Annotated in this window: 18 protein-coding genes and 1 tRNA gene; 9 read left to right on the top strand and 10 right to left on the bottom strand. The window is 58.3% G+C overall.

All coding sequences use genetic code 11. From position 1 onward, the window contains the following. Window positions 1-14 precede the first annotated feature (14 nt). The 3 genes from cgtA to rplU form a co-directional block, all read right to left on the bottom strand. Window positions 15-1,127 carry an Obg family GTPase CgtA gene (gene cgtA / locus VJ698_RS21605; RefSeq protein ID WP_324104875.1) on the bottom strand — a complete coding sequence of 371 codons (1,113 nt, stop codon included), beginning with the start codon at window positions 1,125-1,127 and terminating at the stop codon, window positions 15-17. Window positions 1,128-1,262: 135 nt separating this feature from the next. After that, complete coding sequence (rpmA, locus tag VJ698_RS21600; protein WP_136413179.1) at window positions 1,263-1,520, bottom strand: 50S ribosomal protein L27; 258 nt, start codon at window positions 1,518-1,520, stop codon at window positions 1,263-1,265. 41 nt (window positions 1,521-1,561) lie between these two features. Then, window positions 1,562-1,873: a 50S ribosomal protein L21 gene (gene rplU / locus VJ698_RS21595; RefSeq protein WP_057290114.1), complete on the bottom strand. Its 312-nt coding sequence runs from the start codon at window positions 1,871-1,873 to the stop codon at window positions 1,562-1,564. A 228-nt stretch (window positions 1,874-2,101) separates the two neighbouring features. On the opposite strand from rplU, the gene ispB reads away from it, so the two are divergent. The 9 genes from ispB (at window position 2,102) to yacG (ending at window position 10,210) form a co-directional block, all read left to right on the top strand. Continuing rightward, window positions 2,102-3,091, top strand: a complete 990-nt coding sequence (gene ispB / locus VJ698_RS21590; protein WP_324104874.1) for an octaprenyl diphosphate synthase — start codon at window positions 2,102-2,104, stop codon at window positions 3,089-3,091. 29 nt (window positions 3,092-3,120) lie between these two features. Next, window positions 3,121-3,197, top strand: a tRNA-Pro gene (locus tag VJ698_RS21585). A gap of 34 nt (window positions 3,198-3,231) precedes the next feature. Beyond that, entirely contained in the window at window positions 3,232-4,503 is a 1,272-nt protein-coding gene (locus tag VJ698_RS21580; RefSeq protein WP_324104873.1) for an HlyC/CorC family transporter, read from the top strand. 149 nt (window positions 4,504-4,652) lie between these two features. Then, window positions 4,653-6,386, top strand: coding sequence for a type IV-A pilus assembly ATPase PilB (pilB, locus tag VJ698_RS21575; protein WP_324104872.1), 1,734 nt, complete (start codon window positions 4,653-4,655; stop codon window positions 6,384-6,386). A 14-nt stretch (window positions 6,387-6,400) separates the two neighbouring features. Beyond that, window positions 6,401-7,627, top strand: coding sequence for a type II secretion system F family protein (locus VJ698_RS21570; RefSeq protein WP_324104871.1), 1,227 nt, complete (start codon window positions 6,401-6,403; stop codon window positions 7,625-7,627). Further along, window positions 7,627-8,493, top strand: a complete 867-nt coding sequence (locus VJ698_RS21565) for an A24 family peptidase (protein ID WP_324104870.1) — start codon at window positions 7,627-7,629, stop codon at window positions 8,491-8,493. Before VJ698_RS21570 ends, VJ698_RS21565 begins: the two co-directional genes overlap by 1 nt. Window positions 8,494-8,515: 22 nt before the next feature. Continuing rightward, a complete protein-coding gene (gene coaE, locus VJ698_RS21560) occupies window positions 8,516-9,142 on the top strand; it encodes a dephospho-CoA kinase (protein WP_324104869.1) in 627 nt (208 codons plus the stop codon). 118 nt (window positions 9,143-9,260) lie between these two features. Then, the gene (gene zapD / locus VJ698_RS21555) at window positions 9,261-10,016 is read left to right on the top strand and encodes a cell division protein ZapD (RefSeq protein ID WP_324104868.1); all 756 of its coding nucleotides are present in this window, start codon (window positions 9,261-9,263) and stop codon (window positions 10,014-10,016) included. 8 nt (window positions 10,017-10,024) lie between these two features. Further along, window positions 10,025-10,210: a DNA gyrase inhibitor YacG gene (gene yacG / locus VJ698_RS21550; protein ID WP_324104867.1), complete on the top strand. Its 186-nt coding sequence runs from the start codon at window positions 10,025-10,027 to the stop codon at window positions 10,208-10,210. 12 nt (window positions 10,211-10,222) lie between these two features. Here yacG and VJ698_RS21545 read toward each other — a convergent pair whose 3' ends face one another. The 7 genes from VJ698_RS21545 to secA form a co-directional block, all read right to left on the bottom strand. Continuing rightward, window positions 10,223-11,791 (bottom strand): sigma-54-dependent transcriptional regulator, encoded by a 1,569-nt coding sequence (locus VJ698_RS21545; protein WP_324104866.1) that lies wholly within the window; start codon window positions 11,789-11,791, stop codon window positions 10,223-10,225. A 185-nt stretch (window positions 11,792-11,976) separates the two neighbouring features. Further along, on the bottom strand, window positions 11,977-12,534 hold the full coding sequence (locus VJ698_RS21540; RefSeq protein WP_324104865.1) for a hypothetical protein: 558 nt from the start codon (window positions 12,532-12,534) through the stop codon (window positions 11,977-11,979). 233 nt (window positions 12,535-12,767) lie between these two features. Further along, on the bottom strand, window positions 12,768-13,883 hold the full coding sequence (gene ald, locus VJ698_RS21535) for an alanine dehydrogenase (RefSeq protein WP_324104864.1): 1,116 nt from the start codon (window positions 13,881-13,883) through the stop codon (window positions 12,768-12,770). 351 nt (window positions 13,884-14,234) lie between these two features. Continuing rightward, on the bottom strand, window positions 14,235-14,645 hold the full coding sequence (locus tag VJ698_RS21530) for an NUDIX domain-containing protein (protein ID WP_324104863.1): 411 nt from the start codon (window positions 14,643-14,645) through the stop codon (window positions 14,235-14,237). Window positions 14,646-14,652: 7 nt separating this feature from the next. Continuing rightward, a complete protein-coding gene (locus VJ698_RS21525) occupies window positions 14,653-15,528 on the bottom strand; it encodes an ATP-binding protein (protein ID WP_324104862.1) in 876 nt (291 codons plus the stop codon). A gap of 1 nt (window position 15,529) precedes the next feature. Next, window positions 15,530-16,768 (bottom strand): bifunctional glutamate N-acetyltransferase/amino-acid acetyltransferase ArgJ, encoded by a 1,239-nt coding sequence (argJ, locus tag VJ698_RS21520; protein ID WP_324104861.1) that lies wholly within the window; start codon window positions 16,766-16,768, stop codon window positions 15,530-15,532. Between the two features lie 158 nt (window positions 16,769-16,926). Next, window positions 16,927-19,692, bottom strand: coding sequence for a preprotein translocase subunit SecA (secA, locus tag VJ698_RS21515; RefSeq protein ID WP_324104860.1), 2,766 nt, complete (start codon window positions 19,690-19,692; stop codon window positions 16,927-16,929). Between the last annotated feature and the right edge of the window lie 83 nt (window positions 19,693-19,775).

Raw genomic sequence — 19,775 nt, 5'->3', positions numbered from 1 at the left:
GTCGCGGGCCTGTTCTATTCTTCGATCACCTTGAAACGGGGATCGTCCGGGTCAATCGATACGATACCACGCGCCTCTTCCACCATCTGCGTTTCCTCCGCGCGATGCTCATGCTGACGTTGCTGCGCAAGGTGCTCGTAGATGGCAATGATCAGATCCTCGCATCCCCCCCTGGTCAGGGCGGATATCTGGAAGACCGGCCCTTTCCAGCCGAAGCGCTTGACGAAATCTTTCACCCGCTTCTGGCGCTCGTCTTCAGGGATCACGTCGAGCTTGTTCAGCACCAGCCAGCGCGGCTTCTCGTACAGTGTCTCGTCGTATTTCTTCAGTTCCTTGACGATGGCTTTGGCTTCCTTCACCGGATCGACCTTCTCGTCGAACGGCGCCAGGTCAACGATATGCAGCAGCAGGCGCGTGCGCTGCAGGTGTCGCAGGAACTGGTGGCCGAGGCCGGCGCCCTCAGCAGCACCTTCGATCAAGCCGGGAATATCGGCGATGACGAAGCTTTTTTCATGGCTGACACGTACTACGCCGAGATTCGGATGCAGGGTGGTAAAGGGGTAATCGGCGATCTTCGGGCGTGCGTTGGACACCGCGCTGATGAAGGTTGATTTGCCGGCATTCGGCATGCCGAGCAGGCCGACGTCCGCCAAGACTTTCAGCTCCAGCTTCAATTCACGATGCTCGCCCGGTTTACCGTCTGTCTTCTGGCGCGGTGCGCGGTTGGTCGACGACTTGAAGTGGATGTTCCCCCATCCGCCCTCGCCGCCTTTCGCCAGCAGGATGCGCTGCCCGTGCTCGGTCAGGTCAGCAATATTTTCGCCGGTGTTGATATCGGTGATCAGCGTACCAACTGGCATGCGCAGTTCGATGTCGTCCGCGCCCTTGCCATAGCAGTCCGAGCCACGGCCGTTTTCGCCGTCACGCGCCCTGTGCAGCTTCGAATAGCGGTAATCCACTAATGTGTTGATATTGCGATCGGCAATGGCCCAGATACTTCCGCCCTTGCCGCCGTCACCGCCATCCGGGCCGCCGAACGGTCGGAATTTTTCGCGGCAAAACGACGCGACGCCGTTACCGCCGTCACCAGCAATGACTTCAATTTTTGCTTCGTCGATGAACTTCATGATTTGCCGCCAAAAAATGGCGCGGAAAAGAATAAGGAACGAGGTAAGACAATTCTACAAACTAAAAAGGCCCTACCAACGGCAGAGCCCTTTTCGTGGATGGCTTTCGCCTGATGTTGCTGTGTCAGGTCCGCGTTATGCAGGAACGACAATCACAGTATGACGCTGCAATGCGCCCTTGGTGGTGAACTGCACCTTGCCGTCGATCAGGGCGAACAGGGTGTGGTCCTTGCCCATACCGACGTTTTCGCCAGCATGCATGCGGGTACCGCGTTGACGGACGATGATGCCGCCCGCATTGATGGTTTGGCCGCCGTAAACCTTGACGCCCAGTCGTTTCGACTCGGAATCGCGACCATTGCGCGTAGTGCCGCCGCCTTTTTTATGTGCCATTTCAGACTCCTTGGTATCCGGTAAGCTCGTTCAACGATGAATCAGGCGTTGATCGAGACGATTTGCAATTCGGTGTAATTTTGGCGATGGCCTTGACGCTTCTGGTAGTGCTTGCGGCGGCGCATCTTGAAAATTTTGACCTTGTCATGGCGACCGTGCGCCACTACCGTAGCCTGGACCTTGGCACCTTCAACCAGCGGCGCACCGAATTTAATGGTGTCACCAGCGCCCACTGCGAGCACTTGGTCGAGAGTGATTTCGGAACCAATGTCAGCCGGTATCTGTTCTACTTTGAGTTTTTCGCCAGCAGCAACCTTGTATTGTTTGCCGCCGGTTTTTATGACCGCGTACATGTGAAACCTCATCGAGTGTTGTAAATAAGCGTTTTCTTCCTCAAACCCGCTAATGCATCTCGGCGAATCGGGAAAACCCCTGATTATACATAGACTTAGCGGCCTGGTCAAAACCTGATTTGGGTTGCCCCCAAGAAGCTTTCTGGATTTTTGTCCGGCTTGCCAATGATGGAATAGCAGGTTTGTCGTCGTATAATCCCTGAAATTCACGATTTTGCAGGTTTTATCTTGTCTGCCGCCCCTCAACCCGCCACCCAGAACAGCATCATCCAGCCGATTTCCTCCGATATGGATGCCGTCAACGCGGTCATCCGCCGCCAGCTGTATTCGGACGTCCCGCTCGTCAACCAGATCGCCGAATACATCATCAGCGCTGGTGGCAAGCGGATCCGACCGGTCCTGGTGCTGCTAATGGCGAATGCCTGCGGCTACCGCGGCACGCACCACCACGATCTTGCGGCCGTTGTCGAATTCATTCACACCGCGACGCTTCTGCATGATGATGTTGTCGATGAATCATCCATGCGTCGCGGCCGGCAGACCGCCAATGCGATGTTCGGCAACGCGGCATCGGTGCTAGTAGGCGATTTCGTGTATTCCCGCGCCTTCCAGATCATGGTGTCAGTCGGCAGCATGCGCGTCATGCAGATCCTGGCCGATGCCACCAACGTGATTGCCGAGGGCGAAGTACTGCAGCTGCTGAACATGCATGACCCTGACGTCACCGAAGAACGCTACCTGCAGGTCATCCGCTCCAAGACAGCCAAGCTGTTCGAAGCGGCAGCGCAACTCGGCGCACTCGTCGCAGGCGCGTCCGACGATGCTATCGACGCTGCAGCCGAATATGGACGCTCGCTCGGCACCGCATTCCAGCTGATCGACGACGTACTCGACTATTCCGGCAATGCGACGGACATCGGCAAGAACGTCGGCGATGACCTGCGAGAAGGCAAGCCCACATTGCCGCTGATTTTCCTGATGCAGAATGGCACTCCCGAGCAGCGCCAGCTGGTACGCACCTGTATCGAGAATGGTGACGAGCGGCATTTCGATGAAATTCTTGCCGCCATCACCAGTTCTGGCGCACTTGATTACACCAAGCGCGAAGCAGAAAAAGCGGCCCAGCGCGCGGCGGCCTCAATTTCCCGGCTAACGAATAGCCAATTCAAGGATTCTCTGCTACAATTATGCGCTTTCGCAGTAGACCGTAACCATTGAGCGGCATTGACCGCACAATCACTGCAAATCGGGGTGTAGCTTAGCCTGGTAGAGCGCTACGTTCGGGACGTAGAGGCCGGAGGTTCGAATCCTCTCACCCCGACCAATCTTGCATACGCAAACTTCCTTACGGTGACCCTTTGGATGCCGTACCTTTTTGGGTGCAGTTGCTCGCACTCTTTCTCCTGATATTTTTATCCGCGTTTTTCGCGATGGCCGAAACGGCGCTCATGGCCGCCAATCGACATCGCTTGCGCCATCTGGCCAAGCGCGGGAACAAGCTGGCCACCACCACGCTTTGGCTGCTGGAGCGCACAGACAAGCTGCTCTCGCTGATCCTGATCATCAATACGCTTATCAACGCACTGGCGACCGCCCTCGTCACGGCAATCGCCATCTCCATGTTTGGCAATCAGGAAAGCGTGATCACGATTGCGACAGCTGCCGTCGCTTTCCTGCTCATCGTATTCGCCGAAATTTCCCCCAAGGTGATTGGCGCAACCTACCCGGAACGCATCGCACTCCCTATCAGTCTCGTGCTGAAGCCGCTGATGAGCCTGGCGAAACCGGCGATCTGGTTCGTCAACCTGTTCGTCTCGAGCTTTCTGCGCCTCCTGCATATCAAGACCGGCCAGGGCGCCCATGAACAGCGCGTCTCGCGCGAAGAGCTGCGATCTATCGTCCTCGAGGGCGGCGCCTTCATTCCACAAAAGCACAAGAGCATCCTTCTGAACCTGTTCGACCTTGAAAAGATCTCCGTGGAAGACGTGATGACACCACGCTCCCAGATCGAGGCGCTGAACCTGTCTGCGCCGGTAGAGGAAATCACACACCAGCTCACGACCTGCTATCACAACAAGCTCCCCGTCTGTGAAGGCGAAATCAATCGGATCGTCGGCATCCTGCATGTGCGAAAGGCCATTGCATTGATCAACCAGGAAGAGGATCTGACGGTTGAGCATTTCCGTGAACTTCTCACGGCGCCCTATTTCGTTCCGGAAGATACGGACGTGTTCACTCAGCTGCAATACTTCCAGGAAAACCATGAACGCCTCGGTATCGTCGTCGATGAATACGGCGAAGTGCAAGGCCTTGTTACCCTGGAAGACATCATCGAGGAAATGATCGGCGAGTTCACAACATCGCTGCCCGGTGCGACGCGAGCTGAAGGCTTCAGCTGGGACGAACACGGAGAGTGCCTGCTTGAAGGATCGACCAGCCTGCGCGAAATCAACAAGCACCTCGCACTGGATCTCCCCCTGGACGGCCCGAAAACCCTGAACGGTCTGCTCCTCGAAGAACTGCGCGACATCCCGGAAGCGAACGTCAGCCTGAAAATCGGAAAGTGCGTCGCAGAAATCATCCAGGTCCAGAACCAGGCCATCAAAATCGTCAAGCTGATCAAGATCTGAATCCCCCAAGTCACTCCGCGCGTTCCAAAGAAGTCACACTTGACAGCGAACAGTGATGCCTGTTTGTCACAATATCTTTACAAATCAGATGCCTATAGGCATCATCTAATGCAACTTGGACGATTCTGACCCTATTCCCGGCTGAATTCATGGCGGCTGTTCTCCCCAATCAGGCTTCAAATTCAACAGTATCCGGCCTTGCGCGTGCACTCGTGCAGGCCGGACGGCTGTCGGCGCAGCAAGCTGATTCAATCAACAAGCAGGCCGCCAACGACAAGCTTGCATTCATCGATGTGCTGCTTGCCAGCGGCAGTATCGACGCCAGATCGCTCGCGGCATTCTGCTCAGAGACTTTTGGATACCCGCTGCTGGACTTCGCGGTATTCAATGCCAGTTACATCCCGGAAAATATTATCGATTCGCGGCTGATGCAAAAGCAGCGAGTCGTTGCCTTGGCAAAACGTGGTAACAAAGTCTCGGTTGCGATTTCCGATCCGACCAATACGCATGCGCTGGACCAGATCAAGTTCCAGACCGAGCTTATCGTCGAGCCGGTCATTGTCGAACACCCCGTCCTCCTAAAGCTGGTTGAAAAGCTCAGCCAAAGCACGGAGGAAAGCCTCACCGAAATGATCGGGGACGACTTCGAACTTGGCCTCAATGATGAGGAAATGCCGGCCGCGGCCGCAAGCGAAGCGGCGGCTGCAGCGGAAATTGACGATGCGCCAGTCGTCAAATTCCTGCAAAAAATCCTGATGGATGCGATTAACATGGGCGCATCCGACCTGCACTTCGAGCCATTCGAAAAGTTTTATCGCATCCGGTTCCGCGTCGACGGCATCCTGCGAGAAGTTGCGCAACCGCCGCTGGCGATCAAGGAAAAGCTGGCATCGCGCATCAAGGTGATTTCCAAGCTCGACATCTCGGAAAAGCGCGTGCCGCAAGACGGCCGGATGAAGCTGGTGGTTTCCAAGAATCGCGCCATTGATTTCCGTGTCAGCACCTTGCCGACTCTATTCGGCGAGAAGATCGTGATGCGTATTCTGGACCCGAGCCAGGCGCAGATGGGCATCGATGCGCTGGGTTACGATCCGGACCAGAAGGAGCTGCTGCTGAAGGCGATCGAGCGACCGTACGGAATGGTGCTGGTCACCGGCCCGACTGGTTCGGGCAAAACAGTCTCGCTCTACACCTGCCTCAACATCCTGAACAAGCCGGGCATCAACATCTCGACAGCGGAAGACCCGGCTGAAATCAACCTGCCGGGCGTGAACCAGGTCAACGTCAACGATCGCGCAGGCCTCACCTTCGCCGCGGCGCTCAAGGCCTTCCTGCGACAGGATCCGGACATCATCATGGTCGGCGAAATCCGCGACCTGGAGACGGCCGATATCGCCATCAAGGCAGCGCAAACCGGCCACATGGTGTTCTCCACGCTGCACACGAATGACGCGCCCTCGACGCTGACGCGCCTGATGAACATGGGCGTAGCGCCGTTCAATATCGCGTCGTCCGTGATCATGATTACTGCGCAGCGCCTGGCGCGCCGCCTTTGCACCTGCAAGCAGCCCGTCGCGATACCCGACGACACACTGATTGAAGCCGGCTTCAAGGAAGAAGACCTGGATGGAAGCTGGATGCCGTACAAGGCGGTCGGCTGCGAACGCTGCAGTGGCAGCGGTTACAAGGGCCGCGTGGGTATCTACCAGATCATGCCTATTTCGGAAGATATCGAACGCATTATCCTGGGGCACGGTACCGCGCTTGAAATCGAAGAGCAGTCAAGGCGTGATGGCGTCCGAACCTTGCGCGAATCCGGCCTGGTCAAGGTCAAGCAAGGCCTGACGAGCCTGGAAGAAGTGCTCGGCTGCACCAATGAATAACTAGGGGACGATCTATGGCAACTGCCGCCGGCAAAACTTCAGGTGCGATCAAGGAAACGGTATTCACCTGGGAAGGCAAGGACAAGGCGGGAAAAACCGTCAAGGGCGAACTGCGCGCGGGCAGCGAAACAATCGTCAACGTGACTTTGCGCCGTCAGGGCGTTCTGGTCACCAAGGTCAAGAAGAAGTCCTTTTCGACCGGCAAGAAGATCACCGACAAGGACATCACTCTCTTTACGCGCCAGCTGGCCACCATGATGAAGGCGGGTGTTCCGCTCCTGCAGTCGTTCGACATCGTTGCCAAAGGACACTCGAATCCGGCGGTCGCACGGCTCGTCCAGGACATCCGGACGGACATCGAGACTGGCAGCAGCCTGAACCAGGCATTCCGCAAGTTTCCTCTGTATTTCGACAACCTGTTCTGCAACCTGGTGGCAGCCGGCGAGCAGGCCGGCATCCTGGAAGATCTGCTGACCCGCCTCGCGATTTACAAGGAAAAGACGCAAGCCATCAAGGGCAAGATCAAGTCCGCCTTGTTTTATCCGATTTCGATCCTCGTTGTCGCATTCGTTGTGACAGCGGTGATCATGATCTGGGTTATTCCGGCATTCAAGGAAGTATTCAAAAGTTTCGGTGCAGATCTCCCTGCACCGACTGTCATGGTGATGGCGATCTCCGATTTCTTCGTCGCCAACTGGTACATCATCTTCGGCGGCTTGTTCGCGGGCCTGTACCTGCTCTTCCAGTCCTGGAGACGTTCTGTGAAAGTGCAGCGTTTCATGGACAGGGCCTTGCTGCAAGCGCCGATCTTCGGCGATGTCATCCGCAAGGCGACCATCGCACGCTGGACACGCACTCTTGCGACAATGTTTGCCGCCGGCGTTCCGCTGGTGGAGTCGCTCGATTCCGTGGGCGGGGCTTCGGGTAACTCCGTATATGCCGATGCAACCAGGAAGATTCAGACGGAGGTCAGCACCGGCACGAGCCTGACTGTTGCCATGCAGAGCGCCAACGTCTTTCCCAGCATGGTGACGCAAATGGTTGCAATTGGTGAAGAATCCGGCGCCCTTGATCAGATGCTGGGCAAGGTCGCGGATTTTTATGAGGCTGAAGTGGATGACGCGGTCGAGTCGCTCTCCAGCCTGATGGAGCCGCTGATCATGGCGGTGCTGGGTGTACTGATCGGCGGCATGGTTATTGCCATGTATCTCCCCATCTTCAAACTGGGATCTGTTGTCTGATGCTTGATCTGATCGTATCCGCACCACCGGCAAGCGCTATTCCGACTGTTTTCGCCGTCATCCTTGGCCTGCTGATCGGCAGCTTCCTGAACGTGGTGATCCACCGCGTTCCGAAAATGATGCAGCGTGAATCGGATAACTATGTGGCGCATGAACGCGGCGAACCCCTGCCATACACAGACCGTTACAACCTGATGGTTCCCCGCTCGGCCTGCCCGAATTGCGGCCATCACATCGGCGCGCTCGAAAACATTCCCGTGCTGAGTTATCTGTTCCTGCGCGGCAAATGCATCGAATGCAAGACACCGATCTCACCGCGTTATCCGATCGTCGAACTCCTGACAGGCGTCCTGTCCGGCCTGCTGGTCTGGCGTTTCGGAAGCGGCATGGCCGGATTGGCAACCTTGCTCTTTGCCTACCTGCTGATCGCGATGACCTTCATCGATGCCGACACGCAACTGCTTCCGGACGACCTGACGCTGTTGCTGCTGTGGTGTGGCTTGCTGCTCAACCTGAACGATACCTTTGTTCCGCTGCGCGACGCGGTGATCGGCGCTGCAGCCGGTTATGTGAGCCTGTGGAGCGTGTACTGGCTATTCAAGCTCACCACCGGCAAGGAAGGCATGGGCTACGGTGATTTCAAGCTGCTGGCTGCCTTGGGCGCGTGGCTTGGATGGAAGCTGCTGCCGGTGATCATCCTCCTCTCCTCCGCGGTCGGCGCGATCGTTGGAATCGCTCTGATTGTCTTCGCACGGCATGGACGCAATAACCCTATTCCTTTCGGGCCTTACCTGGCTGCCGCCGGCCTGATTGCTTTGCTATATGGCAAGCAAATGGTGGAATCCTATCTGGGATTTCCGATCTAATATGTCCGAAGCAACGAGTGCGATGCGTAGATTTTCAGTCGGCCTCACCGGCGGCATCGGCAGTGGCAAGACCACCGTCGCGGACATGCTGCAGGCGCGCGGCGCAGCCTTGGTCGACACTGATCGGATTGCACATCAGTTGACCGCTCCGGGAGGTGCCGCGATTCCGGATATTCGCGCACAATTCGGCGATGCATTCCTGACTGCCGAAGGCGCGATGAATCGCGCCAGGATGCGCGAATATGTTTTTGCGGAGTCGACTGCCAAGGCGCGGCTGGAAGCCATTCTGCATCCCCTGATACGCGTCGAGACGGAGCTTGCCGCGGCACGGGCAAAAGGAACATACCTGGTCTTCGTTGTTCCTTTGCTGGTTGAATCCGGTTCATGGAAGCAACGTGTGTCACGCGTACTGGTGGTGGATTGCGCCGAGCAGACACAAGTACGCCGGGTGATGAGCCGCAGCGGATTATCTGAAGCACAAGTGCGCACCATCATCGCGGCGCAGGCATCACGACAGGAGAGGCTTGCCGCAGCGGACGACGTGATCGATAACGATGGCGATTCATTGGCGCTGGTGCCGCAGGTCGACAAGCTTCATGCCATGTATGTCTCTCTCGCCGCGGCACATGATCAACGTGCAAGTGATTGACTGCCGAGACATGGAAAATCACTGGTATTTGGTCGACAATATTTGTAATTTTTCATGGCTTCGTTCAGAATCACGTAATTATTTCCAGCACGTGCTTTACAGCTAAAGGGACGCTATTTTGATCATTTACGAATACCCTTTCAATGAGCGTATTCGCACGCTGCTGCGGCTGGAAGATCTTTACGAAAAGTTCATTTTTTTCCTCCACCAGGAACATCCGCAACAGCATCACATCGCGCTGTCGACGATTTTCGAAATGCTGGAAGTCGCCGGTCGGGCGGATCTCAAGTCGGACCTGTTGCAGGAGCTCGAGCGGCAAAAGCAGACGCTGATCGGATTCAAGTCCAATCCCAATGTGCTGCCGGAGCGGCTAGACGAAGTGCTTGCGGATGTGGACCGCAGCAGCGCGGCGCTGATGGCCTCGCAGGGCAAGACCGGCCAAAATATTCGCGACAACGAATGGCTCATGAGCATTCGCGGCAGGACCATCATCCCCGGCGGCGCCTGTGAATTCGACCTGCCGTCCTATTACGCGTGGCAGCACCATTCGGCGCAGCAGCGCTTCAACGACATTTCCAACTGGTTTGCCCCGCTTGTTCCCTTGTTCGATGCCATCGGCGTGGTACTGCGCCTGTTGCGCGAATCGGGCCGCTCGGCCAAGACCATTGCACAGGCTGGAAGCTACCAGCAAATGCTGCAGGGCAAGGTCTATCAGATGTTACGCCTTGGTATTGACGAGAACCTGGGCGCAATCCCTGAAATTTCGGCCAACAAGTATATGCTGTGGGTACGCTTTACTTCCCAGGACGGTGACATGAAGCCGAAGTCCTTCGAGAATGATGTTCCGTTTGATCTGACCCTTTGTAATTTCTGAGGTACGTTATGCCGACCGCAGTGAATTGCCCGACTTGCGGCAAGAAGGTCGAATGGACCGAGAAGAACAAGTACCGGCCTTTTTGCTCCGAGCGCTGCAAGCAGATCGACTTGGGCGCCTGGGCTGAAGAAAAATACGCGATTCCCGCCACCACGCCGCCCAAGGACCTGGACGACGATCTTCCCCCGCATTGATCGGCGCAGCCTTTAACGGCTCGAGCCCGGTATGCCGTATTTGCGCAGCTTGTTCGCAATCATGGAATGCGAAGTCTTGAGGCGTGATGCCAGCTTGCGGCTGGATGGGTACTGCGGATAGAGCCGCTCCAGCACCGCCCGCTCGAATCTCGCAACAGTCTTGTCCCAGTCTTCCGCCTCCTGGAATTGTGCGGACTCTTCCGTCGATATGCTGCCTTCGGCCAGATCGAGATCTGATGCATTGAGGACTTGCTGGTCGGTCATCGTGATCGCACGGAAGACTACATTCTGCAACTGGCGGACATTGCCCGGCCAGTGGTTTGCGACCAGCGCAGCACAGGCATGCGCGTTAAGGCGGCAGATCGGCTTTTGTGCCTGGGCGCAGGCACATTCGATGAAATGGCGCGCGAGCAGCAGGATATCGTCCGGCCGCTCACGCAGCGAAGGCACCTCGAGCTGCAGCACGTTCAAGCGATAGAACAGATCCTCGCGGAAGCTTCCGTCGGCGACCATCTTGCGCAGGTTGCGGTGCGTGGCGCTGATGATGCGCACATTCACCTTGATTTCACGATCGCTGCCAATGCGACGGAATTTTCCGTCGTTCAGGAAGCGCAGCAGCTTGGCTTGCAGATAAAGCGACATTTCCCCGATCTCATCCAGGAAAACCGTGCCGCCTTCCGCCATTTCAATCAGGCCCGGTCTGCCACCGCGCTGCGCCCCAGTGAAAGCGCCGGACATATAACCGAACAACTCGCTCTCAGCCAGGCTTTCCGGCAGCGCAGCGCAATTCAGCGCAAGAAACGGTGCGCTACCCCGTGGACTGACCGCATGACACGCCTGCGCGACAAGTTCCTTGCCGGTACCGGTTTCGCCGGCGATCAGCAGGGGCGCGTCGACCATCGCCACGCGCGCGGCACGCGCCTTCAGCGCGCGAATCGCCTCGGAATCACCAATGATGGAATCGAATCCGCTGCTGGCGTGCTGGAGGGCATGGATCCGGCCACCCAGACGTCGAGGCGCATGCAAAGTGATCACGCCGCCAACAGTCTGGCCCAGCGCGGAATCGAGCGGCTCGGATACCGGCGTCACTTCCAGCAGGAACGGCTGTCCCTGCAGCCGCACTTCCCTGGCGGGGGCACGGAATCCTCCCTCCAGCAATTCGTCCTGCAGGCCGGCCTCGCCGAAGAGGTCCCGCAGTGTCTTGCCTTGCAGCTCGCTTTCGGTCATGTCGGCCACCATCGCCGCAGCGGCATTGGCCGCGACGACCCGCCCGCCGGCATCGACGGCCATCACCGGATCGGCCATTGCAGCCATCAGGGTATCGAGATGCAGGCGGCGGCGTGCTCCCGGCAGCACATCCACCACCTTGACCTCGCGCACTCCGGGAACATGCATGAAATCATTACGCAACGACGGCAGCAGGTTTTCGGTGAGGCCGGGGATATCAATAAAGACATCCGACGAGCCTGGCTCCAGCGTCACTACCTCGACAGCCACTACATTCATGTTCCGGCGTGCCAGCACCGCGAGAATTTCATGTGCGATGCCGACGCGGTCGGCGAACTGGACGTCTATCCGCATGGTGTCAGAGTGTCTTCGGAATCGGTGTCTGTAACCTTCCAGGCAATCCGCGCCAGCGCCGGTGCGCCGCCACAAACCTGTCATGCAGGCCTGGAAATCATGCCCACTTTACCTGCGCACCGCGAACGGGACAAGAGCGCTCTCGCCACCCGCCGGAAATACGAGATGGATCATGCGGCCGGGAGTCACATCAGCTCCTGCAACGGCTCTGGAATGTAGGTGCGCACACTGGATTCGACGCTGTGCCGCATACCAGGTGACGCAATCGCTTTCAGCCTGCCGAGATCAAAGGCCTGGAGATGCTGCAGTACCATCTGGTTGATTTCCATCGTGGCCTGCATCAACAGCAGTTCGACATTTTGCTGCGCCGCGTTGCGCGGCTCTTCTGTGTCAGGAGTCGCTGGCTTTCTTCGCGAGGAGACGGATTCCGATGCGGCGCTGCAGACGCTGCGAAAGATATCGGCGAGCGTGATCGCTCCCGGCGTCGACGTGCAGTACCACGCGTCCTTGTCATTCTCGTCCTGCCACACCAAGCCCGACTGATGCAGGCCGGCCAGCAAGGCGCGTACCGTACGCGATGGCTGCCCGAGTGCCTGCGAGAGGAAAGACGTCGTTACCGGCCGCGGGTTGACGATCACGCTGCGCGCCAGTATTTCAATTGCCATGGAAAAACGCGTGTGCAGTTGCTGGTCGCCGAGAATGAACTCATCCATGGCAGGCAGCTCAGTGACACCGCGGTTCATGCAGCAGCCTCATGCGCTGCGGAAGATGGCCGATCGGCCTCGATAGTGCGGTTCATTTGCTGTCTCTCCAAACCGGTCGCCGCGGACTGCAGCAAGCTCGCGACCTGATCAGCCATCCAGGCTTCGGATACATGCGCTGGATGGCAGTCGGCCTGTCTTGATTATGGATATCGCGCCAGTACAGACGCGGGTGGCTGCGGCCAACCGGATCCCGGCCCGCCGCGCACGTTCAATTACTGAAGAAAGAAATCTGCGGGAACATATTCGTACCCGAGATCATGTGCAACGGCTTCGTAGGTCACCTTGCCCTGACAGACGTTCAATCCGTTCTTCAGATGCGGGTTATCCTTCAACGCCTGCTTCCAGCCCTTGTCGGCCAGCGCGACGGCGTGGCCGATCGTGGCGTTGTTCAGGGCAAATGTGGAGGTACGCGCGACGGCGCCGGGCATGTTGGCCACGCAGTAGTGGATGACCCCATCAACGACATAGGTGGGTTCGGCATGCGTGGTGGCATGCGAGGTTTCGAAGCAGCCGCCTTGGTCGATCGCGACGTCGACGACCACGGCGCCCTTCTTCATGCGCGAGATCATTTCCCGACTGACCAGCTTCGGCGCCGCAGCGCCGGGCACCAGCACGCCGCCGACGACGAGATCCGCCGTCAGCACGGATTCTTCGATGGCGTGGGCGTTCGAATAGAGCGTCGAAATGCGGTTGCCGAACACGAGGTCAAGCTGACGCAGGCGATCGACGTTCTTGTCCAATACCGTGACGCGCGCGCCGACGCCGACTGCCATTTGCAACGCATTGGTGCCAACCACGCCGGCACCAATGATCACAATATGGCCTGCTTCCACGCCCGGCACGCCGCCCAGCAGCAGGCCGAGGCCGCCCTTCGATTTTTCCAGATGCGCCGCACCAGCCTGGATCGCCATGCGACCGGCCACTTCGCTCATCGGTGCCAGCAGCGGCAGACCACCGCCGGGGCCGGTGATCGTTTCATAGGCAATGCAGGTGGCACCGGACTTGACCAGCGCCTCAGTCTGCTTCGGATCAGGAGCGAGGTGCAGATAGGTGTAGAGGATCTGTCCTTCGCGCAGCATGGCGCACTCCTGCGGCTGCGGCTCCTTGACCTTGACGATCATCTGCGCGCGGTCGAAGATTTCCTTGGCAGTATCGACGAGCGAGGCGCCCGCCGCGGCATACTGTTCGTCGGACAGACCGATTGCGGTTCCTGCGTTTTTCTGCACGATCACCTGGTGGCCGCGCGAAGTCAGCTCGCGTACGCTGGCCGGGGTCAGGCCGACACGATATTCATGGTTTTTAATCTCTTTTGGGACGCCGACTAACATCTGAACTCTCCTGTTTTTCGCGCATGGAAGCGCACTCTGATATACCGCCGGGTGTGCGCGGAATCGTCGCTTGTGGCGGCGTCATCCTTTACCGGCGGGTTCAAGTAGCAGTTAGCAATGGTCGTGCCAAAACGGAGATCTGTGCAAAATCAAGGGCTTGCACGGAAGAGCATGGTGTAATGCGAGCAATCAACTGTATACAAATAAATACAGATTGACCGTTCCGATGCGTTGCATTGGCAAAACACCTTGTACTCATCAATATAAACGGTCGCTGTAAATATCTAAATACAGTGTATTTAATTAAATACAGCCGTGTGAAATGGAAGCCGGCCGCTGCGCCATTAGCCGCTATTTGCAATAACGCAACTGGTTCAGCCACTCGAGCAATGGGATGGTCGCCGGCAGCAGCGGCTCGACATCGACGCTGCCCTGCCATGCAAACGCCTGCCCCTCCAAGCTTTGCGGCTCGCCCTGCCAGTCGCGGCTGATGTAGAAATGCAGGCGTACATGGGCATGCGGGTAGACATACTCGACGCCGCACCAGGGCTCGGCGGAGATCACCTGCACACCGAGTTCCTCGACGAACTCGCGCTTGAGTGCATCAATGATCAGTTCTCCCGGCTCCACCTTGCCGCCGGGGAATTCCCAATAGCCCGCATAGGGCTTGCCGTCCGGGCGCTGCCCGAGCAGGACGTCGCCGTTCGGCTTCAAGAGGATGCCGACGGCCACGTCGATAGGTGATGCTGCGGATGGGGACATGCGGGACTTATTGCTTCGTCTTGCCGGCATAATCACGCGCGAACTGCCACGCGACCCGCCCTGAGCGCGATCCGCGCTGCAAGGCCCAGCGCAATGCATCGGCGCGCGATTCGTCGATCTGCGCGGCATCGCAGCCGAAGTGACGCAGCCAGTGTGCGACGATGTCGAGATAGTCGTCCTGTTTGAACGGATAGAACGAAACCCAGAGACCGAAGCGCTCCGACAGCGAGATCTTTTCCTCGACAGTTTCACCCGGATGCAGGTCGCCGTCTTCTGTATGCACATAGCTTGCATTGTCGGACATGCGCTCTGGCATCAAGTGCCGGCGGTTGGACGTGGCGTAGATCAGCACATTGTCCGACTGGGCGGCGATGCTGCCGTCGAGTGCGACCTTGAGCGCCTTGTAGCCGCTCTCTCCCTCCTCGAAGGAAAGGTCGTCACAGAAAATGACAAAGCGCTCGGGCCGGCCCGCGATCATGTCGACGATGTCGGGCAAGTCGCACAGATCGTCCTTGTCGACCTCGATCAGGCGTAGGCCCTGCGGCGCATATTGATTCAGGCAAGCCTTGATCAGCGAGGATTTTCCGGTGCCACGCGCGCCGGTCAGCAGCACGTTGTTGGCAGGCTTCCCATTGACGAACTGGCGCGTGTTCTGGTCGATCTGCTGCTTCTGTGCGTCGATGTTGTGCAGATCGGAGAGCGTGATGCGGGCAATGTGCGCAACCGGTTGCAGGTAGCCGTGGACGCCCTTCCCGCCCGGCTTGCGCCAGCGGAATGCAGTACCAGCATTCCAGTCCGGCACCGTCCGGGCTTGCGGCAGGATAGATTCGAGGCGCGCCAGCAGGGTCTCGGCGCGATCGAGAAACTGTTCGAGTTGTGCCATGTCAGGAGCGGTAATCGGCGTTGATGCTCACGTAGTCGTGCGACAGATCGCAGGTCCAGATGGTTGCTGCCGCAGCGCCGCGCCCAAGCTTCACGCGGACAGTGATTTCGCTCTGCTGCATGACGCGCTGGCCGTCCTCTTCCTTGTAGTCGGGATTGCGGCCACCGTTCTTCGCCACCCACACATCATCAAGATAGAGGTCCAGCTTGCCCACGTCCAGATCGTCGATGCCGGCATAACCGATTGCGGCGAGGATGCGGCCAAGGTTGGGATCGGATGCATAGAACGCGGTCTTGACCAGCGGCGAATGGCCGATGGAATAGGCAATCTTGCGGCATTCCTCGACACCGGCGCCTTCTTCGACCGTGATCGTAATGAACTTGGTAGCGCCCTCGCCATCGCGCACAATCATCTGCGCCAGCTCCTGGGACAGCGAGATGACAGCTGCGGACAGCTCTGCATATTCCGGTGAGCCAATCTCGTTGACCTCCAGCGCGCCGGAACCTGTCGCGATGAGCATGAAGGAATCGTTGGTCGAGGTATCGCCGTCGATCGTGATGCAGTTGAAGGACTTGTCTGCGACTTCCTTCACCAGGTGTTCCAGCACCGGTTGCGCGACCTTGGCGTCCATCGCCAGGAAACCGAGCATCGTCGCCATGTTCGGCTTGATCATGCCGGCGCCCTTGCTGATACCGGTCATCGTGACGGTCTTGCCGGCGATCGTGACTGTACGCGACGCTGCCTTCGGCTGGGTGTCGGTCGTCATGATGGCTTCGGCGGCGTTGAGCCAGTTGTCCGCTTTCAGATTTGTGATCGCCTGCGGCAGTCCTGCCTTGATGCGATCCACCGGCAACTGCTCCAGGATCACGCCGGTCGAAAAAGGCAGGATCTGCGAAGGTTCGCAGCCGAGCAGGTCGGCCAGCGCCACGCAGGTTTCATTGGCATTGGCCAGCCCAGTGTCGCCCGTGCCTGCATTGGCGTTACCGGTGTTGACCACCAGCGCGCGGATCGGGCCACCAGCCATGTGCAAGCCTTCCAGGTGTGCCTTGCAGACCTGCACCGGCGCAGCGCAGAAACGGTTCTTCGTAAATACGCCGGCAACGCTGGCGCTCGGCGCAAGCTTCATGACCAGCAAGTCCTTGCGATTGGCTTTTCGTACGCCTGCCTCGGCATGGCCGAGTTCGATTCCGGCGACGGGTTTCAGGTTGGCGGCAACGGGGAGTGGAAGATTGACGGCCATATGTTTTTTGCGTGAGTGACGGTTCAGTAAGACCGATATTGTAAACGTATCGGGATTCCGATGCGGCTTGGAAGCATGCATCGATTGGCGGTGTTTTCGCGCCAGAAAAGACAAAGGGCAGGTGTCACCCTGCCCTTTGCTGGATCAGCTCGGCGTGCTTACGCCAGCTTGCCGTGGCACTGCTTGTATTTCTTTCCGCTGCCGCACGGGCAAGGATCGTTGCGCCCCACCTTCGGGACCGCGTTCACCACCGGTTGCTGGCGTGCGTCTTCTGCGGTCGCGGTAGGCGCCAGCAATTCCTCGGGCGCGGCATTCGGATTGAAATCGGCATGCTGGTAATGCACGTTTTCGACATGCGATTGCGCCAACTGCTCCTCGGCTGCATCGATCTCTTCGCGCGACTGGATGCGCACGGTCATGACGATGCGCACCACCTCATTCTTGATCATGTCCAGCATCTGGCCGAACAGTTCGAACGCCTCGCGCTTGTACTCCTGCTTCGGGTTCTTCTGCGCATAGCCGCGCAGGTGAATGCCCTGGCGCAGGTGGTCCAGTGCGGCGAGATGCTCGCGCCAATGGCTATCGATACTCTGCAGCATGACACTGCGCTCGAAGCCGGCAAAGGCTTCCTTGCCAATCAGGTCGACCTTGGCGTTGTACGCATCGTCCGCCGCTTTCAGCACCCGTTCCAGCAACTCCTCGTCGGTCAGGTTGGGTTCGGCTTCCAGCATAGTGGACAAGGGCACATCGAGCTGCCATTCGTTGGCCAGCGCACCTTCCAGCGCCTTGATGTCCCACTGTTCTTCCACCGATTCTTCCGGCACGAAGCCGCGGAACAGGTCGGTAAACACGCCGTGGCGCAGGGAAGCGATCAGTTCGGAGATATCTGCGGCTTCCAGCAGTTCATTGCGCTGCTGGTAGATCACCTTGCGCTGATCATTCGCGACGTCGTCATATTCGAGCAATTGCTTGCGGATGTCGAAGTTGCGGGCTTCGACCTTGCGCTGCGCAGATTCGATCGAACGCGAGACGATGCCGGCTTCGATCGGCTCACCTTCCGGCATTTTCAGGCGATCCATGATGGCGCGCACACGGTCACCGGCGAAGATGCGCAAGAGAGGATCGTCCAGCGACAGGTAGAAGCGTGATGATCCCGGGTCGCCCTGACGGCCGGAACGTCCACGCAGCTGGTTGTCGACGCGGCGGGATTCATGGCGCTCGGTGCCGATGATGTGCAGGCCGCCGACCGAAACAACATGGTCGTGCAGAGACTGCCATTCATCGCGCAGCTTCTTCGCGCGCTCCTCCTTTTCCGCATCGCCTACGTTCGTATCGGCTTCAATCAGCTGGATCTGCTTGTCGACATTGCCGCCCAATACGATGTCCGTGCCTCGACCCGCCATGTTGGTGGCAATGGTGATCATCTTCGGACGACCGGCCTGTGCGACGATTTCCGCTTCGCGCGCATGCTGCTTCGCGTTCAGCACATTGTGCGGCAGCTTGTTCTGGGTCAGGATCTGCGACAACAGTTCGGAGTTCTCGATCGAGGTGGTGCCGACCAGCACGGGCTGGCCGCGCTCGTAGCAATCCTTGATGTCAATCAGCATCGCGTTGTACTTTTCCTGTGCGGTCTTGTATACCTGGTCCTGGCGGTCCTTGCGCTGGCTGGGCTTGTTCGGCGGGATCACCACGGTTTCGAGGCCGTAGATTTCCTGGAATTCGTAAGCTTCAGTGTCGGCCGTGCCGGTCATGCCGGCCAGCTTGGTGTACATGCGGAAGTAGTTCTGGAAAGTGATCGAGGCCAGCGTCTGGTTCTCATTCTGGATCCGCGCATTTTCCTTCGCTTCGACTGCCTGATGCAGTCCGTCGGACCAGCGACGCCCCGTCATCAGGCGGCCCGTGAATTCGTCGACGATGATCACTTCGCCGTTCTGCACCACATAGTGCTGGTCCTTGTGGTACAGCGTATGCGCACGCAGCGCGGCATACAGGTGGTGGATCAGCGTGATGTTGGCCGCGTCGTAGAGTGATGCGCCCTCGGGCAGCAGGCCCATGCGGGCGAGGATCTGTTCTGCCTTTTCATGGCCGGCTTCGGTGAGCAGCACCTGGTGTGCCTTTTCATCCACGGTGTAATCGCCCGGGACTTCGACCTTGCCCTTGCCGTCCGGTGTTTCTTCGCCGATCTGCTTGGTCAGCAGCGGCGGGACTGCATTCATCTTGACGTAAAGATCGGTATGATCTTCGGCCTGGCCGGAAATGATCAGCGGGGTTCTTGCTTCGTCGATCAGGATCGAGTCCACTTCGTCGACGATCGCGAAATTGAGGCTGCGCTGCACCCGGTCACCCGATTCGTAGACCATGTTGTCGCGCAGGTAATCGAAGCCGAACTCGTTGTTGGTGCCGTAGGTGATGTCGGAAGCATACGCGGCCTGCTTGGTGTCATGCTCCATCTGCGACAGGTTGACGCCAGTGGTCAGGCCGAGCCAGCCGTACAGCTTGCCCATCCATTCCGCGTCGCGCTGCGCCAGGTAATCGTTGACGGTCACCACATGCACGCCCTTGCCGGATAGCGCGTTGAGATAGGCGGCCAGCGTTGCCATCAGCGTCTTGCCCTCGCCAGTGCCCATTTCGGCAATCTTGCCGTAGTGCAGAACCATGCCGCCGATCAGCTGCACGTCGAAATGGCGCATCTTCAGGACGCGCCGGCTGGCCTCGCGGCAAACGGCGAAGGCTTCAGCCAGGATGTCGTCCAGCGCGGCGCCCTTGGCAATGCGGTCCTTGAACTCGGGCGTCTTCGCCTGCAGTTCCGCGTCGGACAGCTTTTCCATCGCCGGTTCGAGCGCATTGATTTCGCGGACAGTTTTTTGATATTGCTTGATCAGTCGCTGGTTGCGACTGCCGAAAATCTGGGTCAGTAATGACATGCTTGATTTCTAAAATAGCGCCATGACAAGAATACGGACCGGGCCGCTGCCTGTCTCGATGGCCGGACTTTGGCTAAATTGAA

The sequence above is a fragment of the Noviherbaspirillum sp. genome (assembly GCF_035254685.1).
In the GTDB taxonomy this organism is placed as follows: Bacteria; Pseudomonadota; Gammaproteobacteria; order Burkholderiales; family Burkholderiaceae_D; genus Noviherbaspirillum.
The sequence above is the reverse complement of the archived record's forward strand: the minus strand, read 5'-3'. Positions and strand labels throughout refer to the sequence as shown.